Below are 20,416 nucleotides of genomic sequence, written 5' to 3' on the forward strand. Positions count from 1 at the left end.
GTTACATTCCGAACCCGGAAGCTAAGCCTTACAGCGCCGATGGTACTGCAGGGGGGACCCTGTGGGAGAGTAGGACACCGCCGAACAAATATTGAAAAAGGCCCACACCGTAAATCGGTGTGGGCCTTTTTGCGTTTGCCATTAGGGTGATGCGTATGAATTACGTCATCCGCTCCATACGCGCCGACGAGTGGCCCGCGGCGAAGAAGCTGCGGCTCGCCGCGCTTCAGGACCCGGTGGCGCACCTCGCCTTCCTGGAGACGTACGACGAGGCTGTCGCCAAGCCGGACTCCTTTTGGCGGGAACGGGTCGCGGGAGTCGCGGAGGGTGCGACCGGAGCGCAGCAGATCATCGCCGAGGCGCCGGACGGGGAGTGGGTCGCAACCTTGACTGTGCTGGTCGAGGAGGCCGGCACGAAAGACTGGGCCGGCTTTGCCGTCGAGCGAACGCAAGGGCACGTCGTCGGAGTGTTCGTGCAGCCCGAGTCCCGGGGCATCGGTCTGACGGAGGTGCTCTTCGACGCCGCTGTGGAGTGGGCCTGGGCGAGCGGGGCCGAGCGGGTGCGACTGATCGTGCACGAGCAGAACACACGGGCCCAGAGGTTCTACCGCAAGGCCGGGTTCGTACCCAGTGGTGTCGTGGTGCCGCTCGAGCAGACACCCGGGGAGAGCCAGCTGGAGTTCGAGCTCGGGCGCGACCGGGACTGAAAGTGCTACACCGGTAGCTCGTCGTGCGGCCAGCGGGCCTTGGCCTGTTCGCGGGAGCGGAGCAGGGCCAAGGTGGGCAGGCCGCGGTCCGTTCCCGTGGACAGGAGCTCCGGGAGCTGGGAGATCGGGGCCACGGCCGCCACATCGTCCAGGACCAGGGTGAGTGGTGGGTCGAGGCGACCGGAGGATGACCGTTCGGCCATGCGCCGGCCGCGCTCGACCACGCTGGAGACGAGGGCCGTCAGGAGCGGCATCGCGCCCGGGTGCGTCCTGGGATCCTCGATCGATTCGCCTAGTACATAAAGCGTTCCCCCTTCGTCCACGAAGGAATCCAAGGCGAGGGCATCACTTCGGTTGGGAGTGCATGCCTCGCGGATGTTCACCGTGGAGAGGGCGGAGAGGGCGCGGGACGTCAGTTCCTGGGCGATGTCACGGCGTTCGGGGTGGGCGGTGAGGGCGGCTTCGAGCTCGCCGGCCGCGCCCGGGGCGGCCTTGGGGTGGGTGCGGAGGGTACGGACCGCGTCCTGGATGCCGGTGCCCTGGGACCAGCGGTGGACGTGGCGGATGGTGCGGCCGTCGATCGCAGCGGCGTGGAGATAGCTGCGGAGCAGGGTCTCGGCCGTGTCGGTCACCGCCTGGTCCAGGCGGGCGGTGGGGCGTACGGGGGTGAGGAGCGCCGCCGCGCGGGAGGCCGCGGTCGGTCTGTCCTCGCAGCCGGCGGTGGGGGACCAGTGGAGGCGGGCCGGGGTGTCGCAGCGGTGGGCGGGGTCGTAGAGGTGGATCGGGCCCAGCTTGGCCCTGGCGTCCTTGGTGTCCTGCCAGAGGGCCGGGTCGGAGGTGAGGACGAGTGCGGGGCCCTCGGCGTCCCGGACGGCCTGGGAGGCGGTGGCGTAGCGGAGCGCGGGGGGCGCGTAGTGGGCCGTCCCGCCTTCGACGCGGCCGCTCTCCCATTCGTAGGTCGGTTCGGCGGCGGGGCGCGGTGTCGGGGCGGGAGGCGACGGCGATGGTGATGCCGTCAGAGGGATCGGGTCCGTCGGCGGAGTCGGCTCTGTCCGTGTCCTCGGGTCGGCCTCGGGCGTCGCTTCCGTTCGCTGCGTGGGCACCTCGTGGTGCGGTACCTCGTGGTGTTGGGGCGGGAGGCCCGTGGTGTGCCGGTGGTCCCTCTGGTCTGCCTTCCGGCGTGCCCGTACCGCCCTCCACCGCGCCAGCGTCCCTATCACGAACACGGTGAGGACGAACAGGATCATCAGCTGGCCGATGAGCAGGCCCCAGAAGAGGCCGTAGCCGGAGAGTCGGGTCGGCTCCGCCTCCGGCCAGGCGCCGGGGATGTCGTGGGGTTGGGCGATGAGGTGGCGCATGGCCAGGGGGGTGCGGGTGAAGGCGACGCCGGCGGGCCAGGAGCCGTGGGAGAAGAGGGCTGCCAGGCCCGTCGCCGTCCAGACCAGGAGGGTCATGCCGAGCAGGAACGCGAGTATGCCGACCAGGAGGCCGTCCGGGATGCCTCCTTGGCTGTCGGCCCGGCTGTCGCGGCGCTGCTCGTCACCCGGTCTCATGACCACCCCGCCCCTCTACGCCACCGTCGACTCGGACGAGCCGTCCAGGTCGGCCATGTGCTGTTCCATGAAGGCCGCCGCTCGGCGTTCCTGTTCCAGTTCGGCGGCGAGCAGGGCGTCGTCGGCTGCGGCCGCCTGTTCGGCGGAGGTCTCCGTCATCGCGCGGTCGGTGAAGACCAGGGGGCGTTCCGTCTCCGTGACCAGGTGTTTCACCACCTGGACATTGCCGTTGACATCCCACACCGCGATGCCGGGGGTGAGGGTGGGGATGATCTCCACCGCCCACCGCGGGAGGCCGAGGACTCGGCCCGTCGCCCTCGCCTCGTCCGCTTTCTGGGCGTAGATCGTTCTGGTCGAGGCCATCTTCAGGATCGCGGCCGCCTCCTTCGCCGCCGCTCCGTCCACCACGTCCGACAAGTGGTGGACGACCGCCACGAAGGACAGGCCGAGGCGTCGGCCGAACTTCAGCAGGCGCTGGAAGAGCTGGGCCACGAACGGGCTGTTGATGATGTGCCAGGCCTCCTCGACCAGGAAGATGCGCTTCTTCCGGTCGGGGCGGATCCAGGTGTGCTCCAGCCAGACGCCGACGATCGCCATCAGGATCGGCATGGCGATGGAGTTGCGGTCGATGTGGGACAGATCGAACACGATGAGCGGGGCGTCCAGGTCGATGCCGACCGTCGTCGGACCGTCGAACATGCCCCGCAGGTCGCCGTCGACCAGGCGGTCCAGGACCAGTGCGACGTCCAGGCCCCAGGCCCGTACGTCGTCTATGGCGACGTTCATCGCCTCCGCCGACTCCGGTTCGGGGTGGCGGAGCTGTTCGACGATGTCCATCAGGACGGGCTGGCGTTCGACGATCGTCTCGTTGACGTAGGCGTGGGCGACCTTGAGGGCGAAGCCGGAGCGTTCGTCCAGGCCGTGGCCCATCGCCACTTCGATGATGGTGCGGAGCAGTGCGAGCTGGCCCGTCGTGGTGATCGACGGGTCCAGGGGGTTGAGGCGGATCCCCATGTCCAGGGCGGCCGTCGGGTCCAGGCGGATGGGGGTTATTCCCAGCGCCTGCGCGATGAGGTTCCATTCGCCGACGCCGTCCTCGCCCTGGGCGTCCAGGACGACGACCTGGCGGTCGCGGAAGCGGAGCTGGCGCATGACGTAGGTCTTCTCCAGCGCCGACTTGCCGTTTCCGGACTCGCCGAGGACCAGCCAGTGCGGGGCGGGGAGCTGCTGACCGTACAGCTGGAAGGGGTCGTAGATGTAGCCCTTCCCGGAGTAGACCTCGCGGCCGATGATGACGCCGGAGTCGCCGAGGCCGGGGGCGGCCGTGGGCAGGTAGACGGCCTGGGCCTGGCCGGTGGAGGTGCGGACCGGCAGCCGGGTCGTCTCGACCTTGCCGAAGAGGAAGGAGGTGAAGGCGTCCGTGAGGACGGACAGCGGATCCCGCATCAGCTCATCAGCCCCTACCTTCGGATTCCGGTGGCGAACGGGAGGGTGTTCACGAACGCCCGGTGGTGCTCTCGGTCGCACCACTCCAGCTTCAGGTACGACTTGCCCGCCGAGGCCCTTATCGTCCGTTTGTCGCGGGCGAGGGCCTCGGGGTTGCGGCTGGAGACGGTGATGTAGCCGACCAGGTTCACGCCGGCCGCGCCGGACGCCAGGTCCTCGCCGCGCTGGTCGAGGCGGGAGTGGGCGGCGACGTCGCGGGGGTCGACGGTGCGGTTCATCTTGGCGGCGCGGCTGGCTTCGGCCTCGTCGTTCGTCTTCTCCGTGAGCATGCGTTCGATGGCGACCTCGGTGGGTTCGAGGTCCATCGTGACGGCGACCGTGCGGATGACGTCCGGGGTGTGGACGAGGAGCGGGGCCAGGAAGTTGACGCCGACCGGGGTCATCGGCCACTCCTTCACCCAGGCCGTGGCGTGGCACCAGGGGGCCCGGGTGGTCGACTCGCGGGTCTTGGCCTGGAGGAACGTCGGTTCCATGGCGTCCAGCTCGGCCGGCCAGGCGTTGCGCTTGGTCATCGCCTGGATGTGGTCGATGGGGTGGTCCGGGTCGTACATGGAGTGGACGAGGGAGGCGAGCCGGCCCTGCCCGAGGGGCTGGCGGACGCGGATGTCCGCCTCCTGGAGGCGGGAGCAGATGTCCGTCAGCTCGCGGGCCATGACGACGGCGAGGCCGGCGTCGCGGTCGAGTTTGCGGCCGGACTGGGGGCGGGCGGCGCGGGCCATGGCGTGCGCCTCGGCGGAGAGCTCACGCGTGTAGTGCATGCAGGCGACGAGGTAGGCGCGGTGCTGCTCGCTGCTGGTGGACACCATGGACTGGAGCTGGTCGTAGGAGCGGGCCAGCCAGTCGGGGGCCTTCTCGTCCCCGCGTACGGCGACGTCCTTGGCGTGGGCGTCGGGGTCGGCGGGGAGGGTGCGGGCGAGTATCTGCAGCCGGGTGACGAAGCCGTCGCCGTTCGCCACGTGCTTGAGGAGGGTGCCGAAGCGGTCGACGAGGGCCTCCTGGTCCTCGCTGTCGCGCAGGCCGACGCCGGGGCCCTCGATCTCGATGGCCGCCGTCACCGTACGGCGGTCGGCGTGCAGGAGGACGGCGATCTCGTCGGGGCCGAAGGGGGCGGCCAGCCAGCTGATGCGGCCGATGCCCGGGGGCGGGCCGATCTCGATCTCCTGGCCGTCGAGCCGGGTGCCGGCCTCCATGGCGGTGGAGCGGTATGTGGTCCCCTGGCGGAGGGTGCGCTTGTAGCTGCGGTTGATCTCGAACCACTTGTAGAACGTGCGGTGCTTGTACGGCACGTAGACGGCGGCCAGCGCGATCACGGGGAAGCCGCTCAGCAGGACGATGCGCAGGGCGAGGACGGGGACGAGGAGGCCGCACATCATGCCGAGGAACGCGCCGATGACGATGAGCGCGATCTCGCCGGTCTCGCGGTTGCGGCCGACGATCGCGTTCGGCCGGGCGCGGCCGATCAGATATGTACGGCGGGGCGCGACCATGTGGGACACATGGGACTCGGTCGTCAACGCCCTTCACCTCCCGTGCGGTTGTTGCTGCTGTTGCGGTTGTTGCCGGCGTGCGGGGTGTTGACCGGGCTGCTCGCGCGGGGCGCGGGTGCGGCGGAGGGGACAGATCCGCCGCCCCCGTTCGAGGAGCGCGAGCTGTGCGCGGCCACTCCGCCACTGGCGGGGTTGGAGGGGCGGGCGCCGGAGGAACCGGACTGGCCGCCGCCGTTGTTGTCCGCACGGGTGCTGTGCGTCTTGATGCCCTGGGCGACGAGGGTCGCCGGGGAGCTGATGACGGCGGCGGCCTTGCCTTCGGCGCCCTGCATGATGCGGTTGTTGCGGCCGCCGGCGATCTCGTCGCCGAAGCCGGGGACGAAGCGGTAGATCATCGCGCTGGCGAAGATGGCGAGCAGGATGATCGAGAGGCCGGAGACGACGGCGGAGAAGGCGTTGGGGCCGTCGTCCGAGGACAGTGCGCCGGCGAGGCCGAGCACTATCACGATGACCGGTTTGACCAGGATGACGGCGATCATGATGCCGGCCCAGCGGCGGACGTGGCTCCACAGGTTCTTGTCGACCAGGCCCGCGTAGACGACGGTGCCGAGCAGCGCGCCGACGTAGAGGAGGGCGGCCCTGATGACCAGCTCCAGCCAGAGCACTCCGGCGGCGAGGATCGACACGAGCGAGACGACGATCAGCATGATCGGGCCGCCGCCGATGTTCTCGCCCTTGGCGAGGGCGGCGGAGAAGGTGCCGAAGAACGTGTCGGTCTGGTTGCCGGTGGTCTTCGCGAGGACGTCGGTGATGCCGTCGGTGGCGGAGACGACGGTGTAGAGGATGAGGGGGGTGAAGGCGGAGGCGAGGACGGTCAGCCAGAGGAAGCCGACGGCTTCGCCGATGGCGGTGGTGAGGGGGACTCCGCGCACCGCGCGCTTGGCTACCGCCAGCAGCCACAGCAGGAGGGTCAGGACGGTCGAGGCGGCGAAGACGACGGCGTACTGCTTGAGGAACCTGTCGTTGGTGAAGTCGACGTTCGCTGTGTCCTTCACGGCGTCGCTGAGCTTGTCGACGGTCCACGCGGCGGCGTCGGCACAGCCCTTGGCGAGGGAGGAGAGGGGGTCGAGGGTGTCGGAGACGCCGGGGTTGGTGGTGAGGGAGCCTCCGTTGCCCTTCTCGCAGTACTTCTTGGCCTCGCCGGAGATGAGACCGCAGTCCACGCTGTCGGACGGTGACGGCGTCGGCGAGGGTGTCCCCGACGGCGTCGGGTCGGGCGAGGGGGCCGCGAAGACGCGGGTGGCCAGCAGCACGGCCGACGTCTGGACGGCCGTCACCGCTCCGGCGAGCGTGAGCAGGCGGCGCGGGTTAGCGGGCATACGTGAACCCTCCGTACTCCTCGATGGCCTTGCTGATCTCGTCGGAGGTGGCGGCCGGGTCGTCGCCGGGGACGGGAGCGGGGCCGTCCTTCTGCTCGTCGTCGACGATCTTCCAGTCGCCGCCCGTCCACTGGAGGTCGAAGGTCCAGGTCTTCCACGACGAGGTGACGGGGTCGGTGGAGGTCGTCCCGGACATGCCGATGAGGCCCAGGTACCAGACGGCGACCTTGGCGGTGCCGGTGGAGTAGGCCTGGGCCGTCGTGCCCACGGGCACCACGCGGGAGACGAAGGTGTTGCCGTCCGGGGCGTTGCCGTCGGCGTCGAGGCCCATCTTCGCGAGGAAGTCGGTCGAGTACGCCTGGTCCATGGCGCCCTGCAGCTTGGTCGCGGCCGCGGTGGTGTAGAGGTTGTCGACGAGGGCGTGCCGGCTGTTCTTCTGGAACATGCCGGTCGAGCCGAGCGCGACGGCGTAGTTGGCGGCGGCGGACTGGGCGCCCTGCTGGGTGTGGGCGAACCCCGAGGGGATGCCGTTGGTCTTCGACTTCACCGGTTTTGTTCCGCTGGCTGCTGTGCTGGAGGACTTGGGGTTGTTGGTGCCGGCGGGGCCGTCGGTCGTCGTTGAAGAGGAATCGTCTCCTCCGCGGTTCGCGAAGGCGATTGCCGCGATGAGGACGACGACGACGCCGACCACCGTGACCAGGCTCCGGGAGGAGGAGCGGGGGCCTCTGCGGGCGCCGCCGTAGGGGTCGGTCTCGGGTAGGCGGACGCGGGTGCCCGCGGGTTCGCCGTAGTCGTGTTCGTCGCCGGGAGTCATGCCGCGTACGCCCCCTCGCTGCCGTTGCGGACCGCGTAGAAGTACGACGGTAGCCGTGCTGGTTCCCGCGCGGGCGCGGTGTGGTGACTCGACATCAGGGACATCAGGGAAACGCAACCTCAGCCGGTGGGCACGACAGGTGGGTGGGGACGGCGGGCCGGGCGCGCCCGGACGGGACTGGGGGTGGTGCGGGGGACGCCGTTACACGGCCATGCCGTACACGATCGTGAACAGTGTCCCGAGTGAGCCGATGATGAAGACGCCTGTCAGGCCCGCGATGATGAGGCCCTTGCCCTGTTCCGCACTGAAGGTGTCCCGCAGGGCCGTCGCGCCGATGCGTTGCTTGGCCGCGCCCCAGATGGCGATGCCGAGGCAGATGAGGATGGCGACCGCCATCACGACCTCGATCATCACCTTGGCCTCGTTGCCCAGGCTGCCGAAGGGCCCCCAGTCCGGAGCGATCCCGCCGATGATGGTGTTGATATCGCCCTTGTCGGCCGCAAACAGCATGTAAGTCACCGCCCCTGGTGGGTAGTTCCGCAGTTCCCCTGCCGGTGTGCAGAGGTCACGCCTCATTGTCGCCGACGAAGTCGCCGTCCGTATGTCGACTTGGCGTCATTGTCGGTCAGGATTCGTACGATTGACTCGTACGGTCACTCTGTGTATCACGGCACGTTACGCCGGGCAATGAGGCCGGAGCGGAACCTGTGGTGTGGTTCCGTCGTTAGCCCACTTCACGGCCCCGTACCGTTTCTGACGGCTGGTCGGGTGAGCGTACGTTTCGATGTTCTCATCGATGGTCTCATGACGAACGGCGAGCGGGCCGCGGCTGGATGCCGCGGCCCGCTCGCCTTGCGCCACGTGTGGCCCCCACGGCCCACTGTGGCTGCTCTGTGTGACGGGGAAATGTGTGACGGAGGATCAGGGTCAGCCGGTGAAGGCGTCGGTGCCCTGCGGGGTGCCCCAGCCGGTCGGGCCGTCGTAGCCGGACTTGGCGGTGCAGAAGTAGCTCGTCGAGCAGGTGCCGTTGTTGCCGCTGGTCACGTCGTTGAGGGCGGACGTGCCGGCCGCGGCGTAGGGGTAGGAGGCCGGGTAGTCGCTGCTGCCCGGGGTGCCGGCGAGGGCGTAGACGCTCGCGATGATCGGGGCCGAGGCGCTGGTGCCGCCGTAGGTGTTCCAGCCGGTGCCGTCGGCGCCGTAGGTGTCGTAGACCGAGACGCCGGTCGCCGGGTCGGCGACGGCCGAGACGTCGGAGATCATGCGCTTCGAGCAGCCGGTGTCGGTCTGCCAGGTCGGCTTGGCGTCGTAGGAGGAGCAGCCCGAGCCGGTGCCCTCGGTGCTGCTGGTCTTCCAGACCGACTCGGTCCAGCCGCGGCTGTTGGAGCTGGTGGACAGCTTGGTGCCGCCGACGGAGGTCACGTACTTGGAGGCCGCCGGGTACTCGGCGCCGTACGCCTCGTCGCCCGCGCTGACGGTGATGGCGACGCCCGGGTGGTTGAAGTACGAGGAGTCGTAGCTGGTGTCGGAGGAGGACTCGGAGCCGCCGTAGCTGTTGGAGACGAACTTCGCGCCCAGGGTGACGGCGCGGTTCACCGCGGTGCCGAGGTTGGCCATCGAGGAGGACTTGGCCTCGACGAGCAGGATGTTGCAGTTCGGGCAGACGGCGGAGGCCATGTCGAGGTCGAGCGAGATCTCACCGGCCCAGCCGCTGTTCGCGGTGGGGAGGGAGGTCGTGGAGCCCGTCTGGCTGACCTTCTTGAAGCAGCCGTTGGAGGTCGTGCAGGCGGAGAGGCCGTAGTAGTCGCGGTAGGTGGCCAGGTCGGACTCCGCGTTGGGGTCGTCGTACGCGTCGACGATCGCGATGGTCTCGTCGGAGCCGCCCGAGGACGCGGCGTCGGTCAGGCCGTAGGCCGACTGGAGGTCGGAGGGGCCGTAGCCGCTGGGGGAGTCGGTGGCGGCGTTCGGCGAGACCGTCTTGGGCGCGATGCCCTTCTTGGCGGCCTGCTCCTCCTGGAAGGCGGTGGTGCCGCCGGTGACGCGCAGCGCGTTGCAGGACGCGAACCCCTTCTTCGGGGTCTGGTCGCACTGCTGGGTGTAGGTCACGTGGGCCTTCGCGACCTGGGCGGCGATGGCGCCGGCGCTGACCTTGGAAGGCGTCGGGGTGGCGGCGTCGGCGTGGGCCGCGGTGCCGAGACCGGCGATGACGAGGGCGGCGGTGGCTGCGGCGGCGGAGCCTATTCGGTGCCATCTGCCGCGTATGTGGGGGGTGTTGGGGGTGGGCGTACGCAACGTACAGCCTCCTGCGTGAGGTGGACAGAGGCCTGCGGGTGGGGGACCACCGGCGTGGTTGCCGGTGGGGGCGGCGGCCCGCGGACGACGTTCCCTTGTTGAGTACGCGACAACAAGACAGGCGGTGGAATCCTGACTTCCGCCTTACTGAAGGGGCTTGGGGGATTGCTGATCAATGGCGGGGCGATGGTGCGAGGATGGCCGGAACTTGACCTCGGGGTGCCGATCCCCGGCACGGGACGCCTGTGGCACGATGCCGCGGTGAACGCCCCCGTGTCCGCCGTGCCTCCTGTCGTCCCCGCAGGTCGGATGGCCCGTGCCGAGCAGCCGGTGCTCGCGCTCCCGCGCGCCGGGCTGGAGCTGCGGCCCTGGGAGGCGGGGGACGCGTCCGCGTTGGTGGCGGCCGCGGGCGATCCGGCGATCCGGCAGTGGAACCTGCTCGCCGTGCCCGACGGGGAGGCCGCGGTACGGCGGATCGAGCGGATGCGGGAGCGCTGGCGGGCGGAGACCGGCGCGATCTGGGCGATCGCCCGGTCCCGTGCCGACGGCGGTGAGGTCGTCGGGCTGGCCGGCTGGAACGACGTCGATCTCGACGGCGGCAGCGCGGAGATCGTCTACTGGCTGCTGCCGGCCGCCCGGGGCGGCGGCGTCGCCGTCGAGGCGGTCGGCGGGCTCACCCGGTGGGCGTTCGACGACCTCGGCCTGCACCGCCTGCGCCTGTGCCACGCGGTCGCCAACGAGGCGTCGTGCCGAGTGGCGCGAAAGGCGCAGTACGCGTACGAGGGCACCATGCGCAGCGCCCTGCTGCACGCGGACGGGTGGCACGACCAGCACTTGCACGCGGTGGTGCGGGGCGATGTCTGAGTCTGAGGCGTGGGCTGTGAGAACTTGCTGTGCGAGGCGTGCTGTGCAAGGGGTGCTGTTGCAAGGGGCGCCGGGTGGGGCGTGAGGTCAGTCGAGCTCGACGCCTTCCACGAAGTGGTCGAATTCGCCTGCCTGGACGCCCAGCACGAACGCGTCCCACTTGCGCCGGTTCGTGGTGACGACGGTGTCCGGGTCGCTGGTCTCCCGCAGGTAGACGGGCGCCTCGCCGTCGTCCCCCGGGCCGAAGGCGATCTCGATCCACGGGCCGGGTCCGGTCGCGTCCGGCGGGGCGGCACGGGTCCAGATGAGGTCGGGGGGGATTTCAGCCACGGAGAGTGTCCTTCAGGGGGTGATGAGGCCCGGCAGACAAAGCCGGGAGGTTTTGAGGGCCAAGTGCGGGTAGCGTCGTATGGGAATGCATGTCTCTGACGTTTCTCTCACCTTCGTGGGACACAGTGAACCCGATGAAGCGAAACGCCCTGCTCGGTGCGGTCGTCATGCTGGCCGTCACCTCCGCCTCCGAAGCGACTGCCGACGGCGCGCCCGGCCCCCTGGGGGTCACGGCCGTCGCGGTGGCGACCCCGAAGTTCGCACGGGTCGGCGCGTTGTTCAGCGCCGACGACGCGGTCGCCGGCAGACTCACCGGCGAGCACTTCTGCACCGCGTCCGTCGTGCACAGTCCGCAGCACGACCTCATCGCCACCGCGGCGCACTGCCTCAGCAGCGTGTCCGGCGAACTGGCGTTCGTCCCCGGCTACCGGGCCGGACAGGCCCCCTACGGGGTCTGGAAGATCAAGCGGTCCTTCATGCCCGACGGGTGGAACAAGGGGCAGGACGAGGACAGTGACGTGGCCTTTGCCGTCCTCGTGGAGAAGGACGGCAAAAACGTCGAGGACGTTGTCGGCGGCAATCGTTTTGTGACGCGCACCACAACCGGGGCCACCGCCGTCACCGTCACCGGCTACCCCGACTCCGTCGAGGCGCCGATCCGCTGTACGAACCGGCCCACCGCCCACAGCGCCACCCAGCAGCGCATCACCTGCCCCGCCTTCACCGGCGGCACCAGCGGCAGCCCCTGGGTGAACGGCTACGACGAGGTCGTGGGCGTCCTGGGCGGTCACGAGCAGGGCGGTGCCACGCCCGACATCTCGTACAGCGTGGTCCTGGGGGCGGAGGCCGGGGAACTGTACAAGGACGCGACCTCCGCCCCCTAGGGCAGGTCCCAAGGGGCTACGCGAGGGTGTGGACGAGCTGGGTGGTCAGCTCGTAGCGGGCGCCGACGACCGCGAGCTCGCCGGCGGATATCTTCGCGGCGAGGTCCGGCACGGCGGCCAGGCGTGCGCGGACGGCCCGGACGTTGGCGTCGATGGTGGAGTCGACGCGGGCGTCGCCCTGCTGCGTGCGGTCTATGGACGGGATGATCTGGTCGGCCAGGTACTGGATGTGGGCGGGCAGCTCGTCGCCGGTCAGGTCCGCCTGTACGGCCGCCTTGACCGCGCCGCACGACTGGTGACCGAGCACCATGAGCAGCGGGATCCCCAGTTCGAGCACGCCGTAGGCAACGCTGCCGAGTACGGCCTCGTCGAGCACCTCGCCCGCTGTGCGGACGGTCATCAGGTCGCCGAGGCCCTGGTCGAAGACCAGCTCCGGCGGCACGCGGGAGTCGATGCAGCCGAGGACGACGGCGAACGGATGCTGACCTGCTGTCAGGCTCTGCCGTACAGCGGGGGTTTCGTCCGGGTGCCGCTCGCAGAAGGTGCGCCAGCGGCGGTTGCCCGCGGCCAGTTCCCGCAGGACTTCGTCGGCCGTGCCGGGACGGGTGGCGGTCCGGGGGCCGGTGGCGGGCGTGGAGGCGGACGCGGGGGCGGTGGCGAGGGCCGCGCCGCCGACGGCGAGGGCGCCGGCCATGCCGCCGCGCAGAAGGGCGCGACGGGCGGTTCCGTGGGGGGTGCTTCGGGGGGTGTCCTCAGAGTTCACGGGGTGGAACGTAGGACCGAGGCCGAAAATGATCGCTGCTGTTGCCGAATCATGGGCATGAATGGGGAAGGCGGGAGCGAACGTTGGGCGATGCTTGACGCGGCCCGGGGCTGCCGTTGACCCGCCTGCCCCGGCATGCGGGATCCATGGATCGAGCCGTCCTACCGTGTGATCACCCCGTGGCGCGGAGGCCGCCTCTACACTGGCGTGGGCGGACTCCCGGGCGGCGAGGGGCGGTTGACGGTGCGTAGGACGTGGATCGTGGCGACCGCTGCCGTCGGCGCCGGAGCCGCCTTCATGATGGCGCTCGTCATCGGGGTGTACGTCGTCGGCGGGAACATGGTGAACGGCGTGGGCGGGGCGTCCCGGTCGCTGGCCAAGGGGGCCGTGCCCGCCGCCTATCAGACGCTGGTTCAGAAGTGGGGCAACCTCTGCGCCGCCATCAACCCCGCACTGCTCGCCGCCCAGCTCTACCAGGAGAGCGGGTTCAACCCGAGAGCGCAGAGCGCCGCTGCCGCGCAGGGGATAGCGCAGTTCATCCCGGGCACCTGGGCCACGCACGGAGTCGACGGAGACGGGGACGGCGACCGCGACGTCTGGGACCCGAATGACGCGATTCCGTCGGCCGCGTCGTACGACTGCCAGCTCGCGTCGTATGTGAAGTCCGTCCGCGGCGACATCACGAAGAACATGCTCGCGGCCTACAACGCGGGGCCGGACGCGGTCATCAAGTACGGCGGCGTACCGCCGTACAAGGAGACCCAGAACTATGTGAAGACGATCACGACGCTGGAGGAGTCCTTCGCCGCGCCCGTCAGCCGGGTGGATCCCTCCAAGCAGGCCGCGGGGGCCATCTACTTCGCCCAGAAGAAGCTCGGCACGCCCTATCTCTGGGGTGGGAACGGCACCGCTGACCAGGGAGGACGGTTCGACTGCTCCGGGCTGACCAAGGCCGCCTACGAAAGCGTCGGGATCACCCTGCCCCGGGTCGCCAACGACCAGTACAACGCCGGCCCGCACCCCAAGCGCAGCGAGCTGCTGCCGGGGGACCTGGTGTTCTTCTCGACCGACCTCGGCAATTCGCGGGCCATCCACCACGTGGGGATCTACGTGGGGGGCGGCTACATGATCGACGCGCCCTACACGGGGGCGGTCATCCGGTTCGACCCCATCGACACGGCCGAGTACTTCGGGGCCACCCGGGTCACCGAAGATGGCGCGAAAGCGCTCCCCACGACGGTCTGAGACAGGCCCCGGACCCGGCCTCTGAGCTGCGGGGATCTGTCTCTCTTCGATAACGTCTGAGTGATCATTCAGTGGAGAGTGGAACGTATCAACCGGGGCCGTGCGTTCCTGTTGAGGCGGGCGCATGTGAGGTGCGCCGGGCAGCACACGACGAAGGGGCCGCAGCACCATGGCTGGACTCGCCGAATCCGGGTCGAACCCCGACGTCGACCTGCTCTATGACATCAACGGCCTGGCCAAGGACGCCCCGCACTGGCTCGACCGGGCCGTCGAGTTCGTGGGCGAGTACGGGCTGCTGCTCGCCATGGTGCTGCTGATCGTGTGGTGCTGGTGGGGCGTGCGGCGCAGGCCCGGCGGGGCCGAGGAGGCCGCGGGCTCCGTCGCCGCGCTCGTGTGGGCGCCGCTCGCCGCCGGGATCGCCGTGCTGGTGAACGTGCCGATACGGGGGTTCGTGGAGCGGCCCCGGCCCTTCCGTGACCATCAGGGGCTGGAGGTGCTCGTCTCCGGCAAGACCGACTACTCCTTCGTCAGCGACCACGCCACCCTCACCATGGCGATGGCCGTCGGACTGTTCGTCGCCAACAGGAAGTTCGGGCTCGCGGGGATAGGGATCGCCCTGCTCGAAGGGTTCTGCCGGGTCTTCATGGGGGTGCACTATCCGACGGACGTCGTCGGCGGGTTCGCGCTCGGGACCGCCGTCGCCCTGCTGCTGTCGCCCGTCGCCTCCATGATGCTCACGCCCGTGCTGAAGGCCGTCGACCGCTCGCCCCGTGTCGGGTGGATCGTGCGCAGCCGGGCCGCTCGGACCGGCGACCGGGAGGGGCTCATCCCGGGCGCGCGGAGCGAGGTCGCCGCGGAGGAACGGGACCTCGCCGCCTAGGCCTAGCTCATTGCCTGCGGTCGGAGTGCCTGCGGTCGGAGTGGCGGTGGTCAGAGTGCCTGCGGGTAGGTGAAGAAGCCGGTCGGGTCGTACTGCTTCTTCAGTTGGGTCAGGCGCGGGAGCGCTTCGCCGTAGTACGCCTTGCGCCAGTTCGTGAGCGTCGGGTCCGCGTAGTTCTGGTAGGCCGCGCCCGAGGCGTACGGGGTCATCGCCTTGTGGGCCGTGTTCAGCCAGGACTGGGCCGTCGTACCGGCCGTGCCCGCCTTCCACGACACGATGTACTGGGCCAGCATCCGCGAGCGGCGGTGGACGAACGCCGTCGCCGTGGGGGAGACCCGGTTGACCGCGCCGCCGAGGGCGATGAGGGCGATGCTGCCGGCGCCGCCCTGGACCGTCCTCATCTGCTTCAGCAGGGTCTGGATGCCGGCCGCCGTCAGCGAGCGGTCGAAGAAGTCCGAGCGGGCCGTGTACGTCTCCCGGCCCAGTTTGCCCTGCGCGGCGCGGCCGGGGGTGGAGCCCGGGAGGTGGCACTGGGGGTCGGTGGTGAAGGAGGAGCAGCCGGCGTACGCCTCCATCGCCTCCTTGTAGCCGCGGCGGCGCAGGGACACGGACGACGCCCGGGCGCCCACCTGGTCGGCGAGGCGGTCCACCGCGTTCTGGAGCTGGCCGTAGGTGCCGATGCAGAACGCGGCCACCGAGACGGTGGGGGTGCCGCTGCCGTTCTCCAGGTGCAGGGAGGACCAGATCTCGTCGGGCTGCGACGGACCCCACTCCTGCCAGGCCTTTATCACCGCGGCCGCCTTCGCCCAGGGCCAGGTGAGGTAGGCCGTCACCGCCTGGGGCGCGGGGTGGGTCTTGAACTGCAGCTCCGTGACGACGCCGAAGTTGCCGTTGCCGGCGCCGCGCAGCGCCCAGAACAGGTCCTTGTTCGTCGTCGCGTTGGCGGTGAGCTGCCTGCCGTCCGCGGTGATGATCGTGGCCTGGGTGAGGCTGTCGCAGGTCAGGCCGTAGGCGCGGGAGACGACGCCGTGGCCGCCGCCGAGGACCAGACCGGAGACGCCGACCGTGGGGCAGGAGCCCGCCGGGATCGTCACGCCCTTCGCGGCGAGCGCCCGGTAGACGTCGATCAGCTTGGAGCCCGCGCCGACCACGGCCGTGGTGCCGCTCGCGCGGACCCGGTTCAGCTTGGAGACGTCGATGATCAGCCGGCCGTCGCCCGAGGACCAGCCGCCGTAGGAGTGGCCGCCGTTGCGGATCGCGACCTTCGTCCGGTGGGCGCGGGCGTACGCCAGGGCCGTGCGGACGTCGTCGGCGTGGGCGACGTACGCCACCGCCGCCGGTTTGAGGCCGTCGAAGCGGGTGTTGTAGAGCTGGCGGGCCGTCGCCCACGAGGCGTCGCCGGGGCGGACGAGGGCGCCGTCCAGATCGCGGGCCAGCGCGGTCCAGTTGGCGGGGGCGGAGACGCTGGTGGTGGTGAGGGGGCTGTTCGGCCCGGTGCCGTCGGCGCTCCCGGTGGCCGAGGTGGCGGCGTGTGCGCTGCCCCCGGTCGCCTTGCAGGCGGTCACTGTCGCTGCGACCGCTGCCGTGCCGCCTGCGATGAACGTACGCCGTTCCATGTTCTTGCGCCTTCCCTCGACCGCCTGTCGGCTTCATGCAGCGAGACGGGGACCATGGGACCACGGGTTCCGGCGGGCGTCGGCGGTGACGGAACAGTGACGTCCGTGACATCAGCCGGTCAGTCGGTCAGCCGGTCGTCCGTGGCATCAGCCGGTCGTCCGTGACGTCAGCCGGTCAGCCGTGGAGGTGGCTCTCCGCATCCGATCTGGCCAGGCTTCTCGCGCGGCGGGCCGGGCCGCGCCAGCCGCAGGTGCAGCGGGCCAGGCAGAAGCGGCCCTGTTCGACGGTCGTGGTGCTGTGGTTCCCGTCGGTGCGGGAAGGGTCCGGGCCGTCTTGCTGTGTCACGCAGACAACGGTACCCAGGCTCGGTAAAAGACCCGTATGGCGGTCGCAAGCCGCACGCAATCCGGCCACAAGCCTCAGGGCTCCGCGTGACGGGGGCACCTACCCGTCGTTAACCGGAACGACAGGGGGCCCGTGACGGACGTACCGGCTGGGGGTAGGCAGGCCATGGCGGAGCGGCAGCGCAGGCACGTGGGTGCGGCGGTTCTTTCGGGGATCGTGGCGGGGATCTGTGCGGGCGCCGCCGGATGCTCCGGGGGCGGGGCCGCCGCCGAGGACGGCCGGGCGGCCGATCCCGTGGCCACACTGCACCGGGCTGCCGACACCCTCGTCGCGGCGGGCACGTCGAAGGCCCGTACGTCGATGGAGATGGCCACCGGCGGGACCCGGGTGACCATCCGGGGCCAGGGGGTCTACGACTACCGCAAGCAGCTCGGGCAGCTGAGGGTGCTGCTGCCGCAGGACCCGGCCGGGGCGAGCGAGCACCGGCCGATCACCGAACTCCTCGCGCCCGGGGCCCTGTTCATGAAGAACCGTGGGGCCGGCGTGCCGGACGACAAGTGGGTACGGGTGGCGACGGCGACCCTGTCCGACGGGAACCTGGTGACCGGCGGGGCCACCGATCCGTTCGCCGCCGCCGAGGTGCTGCGGGGGACACGGACGGCGACGTACGTCGGAAGGACCGAGGTGGCCGGGACGGCGGTGCGGCACTATCGCGGGACGGCCGATCTGGCGGTGGCCGCCGAGGACGCGTCCGCGGGGGGACGGGATGCGCTGCGGGCGGCGGCGAAAGGGTTCGCCACGGCTCGGGTGCCGTTCGACGTCTACCTCGACGACGAAGGGCGCATCCGGAAGGTCCGGCACCGGTTCAGTTTCGTCAACGGGAAGCAGAAGGAGGCCGTCGCGGTCGCCTCCACGACGCTGCTGTACGACTTCGGCGCTCCCGTCGATGTGCGGTTGCCGGCCGCCGGGGACATCTACGCGGGGCGGATCGCGCAGGAATGAACCTCGCTCGGAGCGGACAGATTCAGCCACAGGGTGGGCACAAGGACTAGCCCGTCCGTGCCATGCGCGCGGTGTATAGCGCTCCCTACTCTAGGAAGTCGGTGACGGCAGAGACGAGGTGATGCGCGTGGCTCCGGGCGGCGGTACGGCAGTTCAGGACCACGTGGCCCTCGCCGAGATCGAGCTGTGCGGAGAGCTGATCATCGCGGCCTCGGCCGCAGGTGAGGAACGGCTCAGTCTGGAGAGCATCGATCAGGTGCTGCGGGTGGGGGAGGAGCAGGTCGAGGAGCGGGCGCGGGCAGGGGTGAGGGAGTAGGGGCGGGCGCGGGCAGGGGAGAGGGAGCGCGGTCGGGCGGCGCGTGGGGAGCCCGGGTCCGGTGGGTCAGGTGCGCAGTAGGCGGCCGATCGCCTTGGTCGCTTCCTCCACCTTTGCGTCGATCTCGTCGCCGCCCTTGACGGCCGCGTCGGCGACGCAGTGGCGCAGGTGCTCCTCCAGGAGCTGCAGCGCGAAGGACTGCAGGGCCTTGGTGGAGGCGGACACCTGGGTGAGTATGTCGATGCAGTAGGTGTCCTCGTCGACCATGCGCTGCAGGCCGCGGATCTGGCCCTCGATGCGGCGCAGGCGCTTGAGGTGCTCGTCCTTCTGCTTGTGGTAGCCGTGGACCTGTCCCGTTTCGGGGGCGGGGGCTTCCGCGCCGGCCTCGGTGGTCGTCATCCTGTCCTCCAGCGCTCCAGCTCCAGACCCATACCCCTACTGGGTATATGGTACCGAACTTCGGCGGGTATACGGCCCCAGCAGGGACTTCGTCGGTCGCCCCCCTGCCGGTCGCTCTCCTTCATGGGTGACACTGGGGGGCGGCCCGTTAGCCGTGGCCGGATGATGCGCCTAGCATCAGCCTGACCGAAACCGATGCATCTTGAGGACCCCACGTGCGCTTTCGTCTGACCCCCAGGGAGACGAGCTTCTACGACATGTTCGCCGCATCCGCGGACAACATCGTCACGGGCTCGAAACTCCTGATGGAACTGCTCGGGGCGGACCCCGCCAGCCGGGCCGAGATCGCAGAGCGTATGAGGGCCGCGGAACACGCAGGTGACGATGCCACGCATGCGATCTTCCACCAGCTGAACTCCTCGTTCATCACGCCGTTCGACCGTGAGGACATCTACAACCTCGCATCCTCCCTCGACGACATCATGGACTTCATGGAGGAGGCCGTCGACCTGGTCGTCCTCTACAACGTGGAGGAGCTGCCCAAGGGGGTCGAGCAGCAGATCGAGGTGCTGGCGCGGGCGGCGGAGCTGACGGCCGAGGCCATGCCGAACCTGCGGACCATGGAGAACCTCACCGAGTACTGGATCGAGGTCAACCGGCTCGAGAACCAGGCCGACCAGATCCACCGGAAGCTGCTCGCGCATCTGTTCAACGGCAAGTACGAGGCCATCGAGGTGCTCAAGCTGAAGCAGATCGTGGATGTGCTGGAGGAGGCCGCCGACGCCTTCGAGCACGTGGCCAACACGGTGGAGACCATCGCGGTCAAGGAGTCCTGAGCACTTCATGGACACCTTTGCTCTGGTCGTGACCATTGTCGTCGCGCTCGGATTCACTTATACGAACGGCTTCCACGACTCGGCGAACGCCATTGCCACGTCGGTTTCGACGCGGGCGCTGACGCCGCGCGCCGCGCTGGCCATGGCCGCTGTGATGAACCTCGCCGGCGCCTTTCTGGGGAGTGGCGTTGCGCACACCGTCAGCAGCGGGCTGATCGAGACTCCTGACGGGGCGAAGGGGATGGGGATCCTGTTCGCCGCGTTGATCGGGGCGATCGTGTGGAATCTCGTCACGTGGTACTTCGGGTTGCCCTCGTCGTCGTCCCACGCGCTGTTCGGGGGCATGGTGGGCGCCGCGCTCGCCGGGGGCACGGATGTCATCTGGTCCGGGGTGCTGGAGAAGATCGTCATTCCGATGTTCGTCTCGCCGGTGGTGGGGCTTGTCGTCGGTTATCTGGTGATGACGGCTATTTTGTGGTTGTTCCGGCGGGCCAATCCGCACAAGGCGAAGCGGGGCTTTCGGATAGCTCAGACCGTTTCTGCGGCGGGGATGGCGCTGGGGCACGGTCTGCAGGACGCGCAGAAGACGATGGGCATCGTGGTGATGGCGTTGGTCATCGGTGATGTTCAGGGGGCCGACGATCCGATTCCGGTGTGGGTGAAGATCGCTTGTGCGGTGATGTTGTCGCTGGGGACGTATGCGGGTGGGTGGCGCATCATGCGCACGCTTGGGCGGAAGATCATTGAGCTTGATCCGCCGCAGGGGTTCGCGGCGGAGACGACCGGTGCGTCGATCATGTTCACCACGGCGTTTCTGTTCAAGGCGCCGATTTCCACGACGCATGTGATCACGTCGGCGATCATGGGTGTGGGGGCGACGAAGCGGGTCAATGCCGTGAGGTGGGGAGTCGCGAAGAACATTGTCCTGGGGTGGTTCGTCACCATGCCGGCGGCTGCGGTGGTCGCGGCATGCGCGTTCTGGGTAGTGAACTTGGCGTTCCTGTAGCCGTCCTGCCCACCCACCCACCCGACTCGGTAAGTCGAAGGGTCCCCCAACACCCCGGGGCTCCGCCCCGACCCCCGGCGGGGACTGCGTCCCCTGCCCCCTGCGCGGGCTGCGCGGGGCTTCACCCTGCGCACCCCGGCGGGAGCGGTGCGCGCATTGGTCCAGCTGGTTGGTGGGTTGGTGTGTTGGTGGGT

General features: G+C 69.8%; 21 protein-coding genes and 1 rRNA gene. 10 read left to right on the forward strand and 12 right to left on the reverse strand.

Annotated elements, in window-relative coordinates:
• Positions 1–86 (forward strand): 5S ribosomal RNA (rrf, locus tag ACZ5SK_RS37200); the annotation flags it as partial.
• A 69-nt stretch (positions 87–155) separates the two neighbouring features.
• Complete coding sequence (locus ACZ5SK_RS37205; RefSeq protein ID WP_334578821.1) at positions 156–707, forward strand: GNAT family N-acetyltransferase; 552 nt, start codon at positions 156–158, stop codon at positions 705–707.
• Positions 708–712: 5 nt separating this feature from the next.
• Here ACZ5SK_RS37205 and ACZ5SK_RS37210 read toward each other — a convergent pair whose 3' ends face one another.
• From ACZ5SK_RS37210 to ACZ5SK_RS37240, 7 genes are all read right to left on the reverse strand, one after another.
• Positions 713–2,260: a type IV secretory system conjugative DNA transfer family protein gene (locus ACZ5SK_RS37210; RefSeq protein WP_468577087.1), complete on the reverse strand. Its 1,548-nt coding sequence runs from the start codon at positions 2,258–2,260 to the stop codon at positions 713–715.
• 15 nt (positions 2,261–2,275) lie between these two features.
• A complete protein-coding gene (locus ACZ5SK_RS37215; RefSeq protein ID WP_334578822.1) occupies positions 2,276–3,706 on the reverse strand; it encodes an ATP-binding protein in 1,431 nt (476 codons plus the stop codon).
• 14 nt (positions 3,707–3,720) lie between these two features.
• Positions 3,721–5,253, reverse strand: coding sequence for an SCO6880 family protein (locus ACZ5SK_RS37220; RefSeq protein ID WP_443041343.1), 1,533 nt, complete (start codon positions 5,251–5,253; stop codon positions 3,721–3,723).
• A 23-nt stretch (positions 5,254–5,276) separates the two neighbouring features.
• Entirely contained in the window at positions 5,277–6,632 is a 1,356-nt protein-coding gene (locus tag ACZ5SK_RS37225; RefSeq protein WP_361702090.1) for a hypothetical protein, read from the reverse strand.
• A complete protein-coding gene (locus tag ACZ5SK_RS37230; RefSeq protein WP_361702092.1) occupies positions 6,622–7,446 on the reverse strand; it encodes a DUF8175 domain-containg protein in 825 nt (274 codons plus the stop codon). The genes ACZ5SK_RS37225 and ACZ5SK_RS37230 overlap by 11 nt, the downstream gene beginning before the upstream one ends.
• A gap of 201 nt (positions 7,447–7,647) precedes the next feature.
• A complete protein-coding gene (locus tag ACZ5SK_RS37235; RefSeq protein WP_004000049.1) occupies positions 7,648–7,956 on the reverse strand; it encodes a hypothetical protein in 309 nt (102 codons plus the stop codon).
• Between the two features lie 417 nt (positions 7,957–8,373).
• Positions 8,374–9,735 (reverse strand): S53 family peptidase, encoded by a 1,362-nt coding sequence (locus tag ACZ5SK_RS37240; protein ID WP_334578826.1) that lies wholly within the window; start codon positions 9,733–9,735, stop codon positions 8,374–8,376.
• A 309-nt stretch (positions 9,736–10,044) separates the two neighbouring features.
• On the opposite strand from ACZ5SK_RS37240, the gene ACZ5SK_RS37245 reads away from it, so the two are divergent.
• The gene (locus ACZ5SK_RS37245; RefSeq protein WP_334581272.1) at positions 10,045–10,599 is read left to right on the forward strand and encodes a GNAT family N-acetyltransferase; all 555 of its coding nucleotides are present in this window, start codon (positions 10,045–10,047) and stop codon (positions 10,597–10,599) included.
• A gap of 87 nt (positions 10,600–10,686) precedes the next feature.
• Here the strand turns inward: ACZ5SK_RS37245 and ACZ5SK_RS37250 are convergent, their stop codons facing one another.
• Positions 10,687–10,929, reverse strand: coding sequence for a DUF397 domain-containing protein (locus ACZ5SK_RS37250; protein WP_334578827.1), 243 nt, complete (start codon positions 10,927–10,929; stop codon positions 10,687–10,689).
• Positions 10,930–11,063: 134 nt separating this feature from the next.
• Between ACZ5SK_RS37250 and ACZ5SK_RS37255 the strand changes: the two genes are divergently transcribed.
• Complete coding sequence (locus ACZ5SK_RS37255) at positions 11,064–11,813, forward strand: trypsin-like peptidase domain-containing protein (RefSeq protein WP_334578828.1); 750 nt, start codon at positions 11,064–11,066, stop codon at positions 11,811–11,813.
• 16 nt (positions 11,814–11,829) lie between these two features.
• On the opposite strand, the gene ACZ5SK_RS37260 is transcribed toward ACZ5SK_RS37255, so the two are convergent.
• Entirely contained in the window at positions 11,830–12,576 is a 747-nt protein-coding gene (locus ACZ5SK_RS37260; RefSeq protein ID WP_334578829.1) for a carbonic anhydrase, read from the reverse strand.
• A gap of 237 nt (positions 12,577–12,813) precedes the next feature.
• On the opposite strand from ACZ5SK_RS37260, the gene ACZ5SK_RS37265 reads away from it, so the two are divergent.
• Both ACZ5SK_RS37265 and ACZ5SK_RS37270 read left to right on the forward strand, forming a co-directional pair.
• Positions 12,814–13,821, forward strand: coding sequence for an NlpC/P60 family protein (locus ACZ5SK_RS37265; protein ID WP_334581273.1), 1,008 nt, complete (start codon positions 12,814–12,816; stop codon positions 13,819–13,821).
• A gap of 169 nt (positions 13,822–13,990) precedes the next feature.
• Positions 13,991–14,701, forward strand: coding sequence for a phosphatase PAP2 family protein (locus tag ACZ5SK_RS37270; protein WP_334578830.1), 711 nt, complete (start codon positions 13,991–13,993; stop codon positions 14,699–14,701).
• Positions 14,702–14,751: 50 nt separating this feature from the next.
• Here the strand turns inward: ACZ5SK_RS37270 and ACZ5SK_RS37275 are convergent, their stop codons facing one another.
• Both ACZ5SK_RS37275 and ACZ5SK_RS37280 read right to left on the reverse strand, forming a co-directional pair.
• Entirely contained in the window at positions 14,752–16,317 is a 1,566-nt protein-coding gene (locus ACZ5SK_RS37275) for an FAD-binding oxidoreductase (protein ID WP_334578831.1), read from the reverse strand.
• A gap of 175 nt (positions 16,318–16,492) precedes the next feature.
• Positions 16,493–16,663: a hypothetical protein gene (locus ACZ5SK_RS37280; protein WP_334578832.1), complete on the reverse strand. Its 171-nt coding sequence runs from the start codon at positions 16,661–16,663 to the stop codon at positions 16,493–16,495.
• Between the two features lie 165 nt (positions 16,664–16,828).
• On the opposite strand from ACZ5SK_RS37280, the gene ACZ5SK_RS37285 reads away from it, so the two are divergent.
• Both ACZ5SK_RS37285 and ACZ5SK_RS37290 read left to right on the forward strand, forming a co-directional pair.
• Positions 16,829–17,665 carry an SCO4651 family lipoprotein gene (locus tag ACZ5SK_RS37285; protein ID WP_334578833.1) on the forward strand — a complete coding sequence of 279 codons (837 nt, stop codon included), beginning with the start codon at positions 16,829–16,831 and terminating at the stop codon, positions 17,663–17,665.
• A 121-nt stretch (positions 17,666–17,786) separates the two neighbouring features.
• Entirely contained in the window at positions 17,787–17,981 is a 195-nt protein-coding gene (locus ACZ5SK_RS37290) for a hypothetical protein (protein WP_468577091.1), read from the forward strand.
• 66 nt (positions 17,982–18,047) lie between these two features.
• Here the strand turns inward: ACZ5SK_RS37290 and ACZ5SK_RS37295 are convergent, their stop codons facing one another.
• Positions 18,048–18,380: a metal-sensitive transcriptional regulator gene (locus ACZ5SK_RS37295; protein WP_334578834.1), complete on the reverse strand. Its 333-nt coding sequence runs from the start codon at positions 18,378–18,380 to the stop codon at positions 18,048–18,050.
• Between the two features lie 215 nt (positions 18,381–18,595).
• Between ACZ5SK_RS37295 and ACZ5SK_RS37300 the strand changes: the two genes are divergently transcribed.
• Complete coding sequence (locus ACZ5SK_RS37300) at positions 18,596–19,216, forward strand: DUF47 domain-containing protein (protein ID WP_079661378.1); 621 nt, start codon at positions 18,596–18,598, stop codon at positions 19,214–19,216.
• A 7-nt stretch (positions 19,217–19,223) separates the two neighbouring features.
• Complete coding sequence (locus tag ACZ5SK_RS37305) at positions 19,224–20,222, forward strand: inorganic phosphate transporter (protein WP_334578835.1); 999 nt, start codon at positions 19,224–19,226, stop codon at positions 20,220–20,222.
• The last annotated feature ends 194 nt before the right edge of the window (positions 20,223–20,416 follow it).

The organism is Streptomyces sp. NPDC031474, assembly GCF_055581185.1.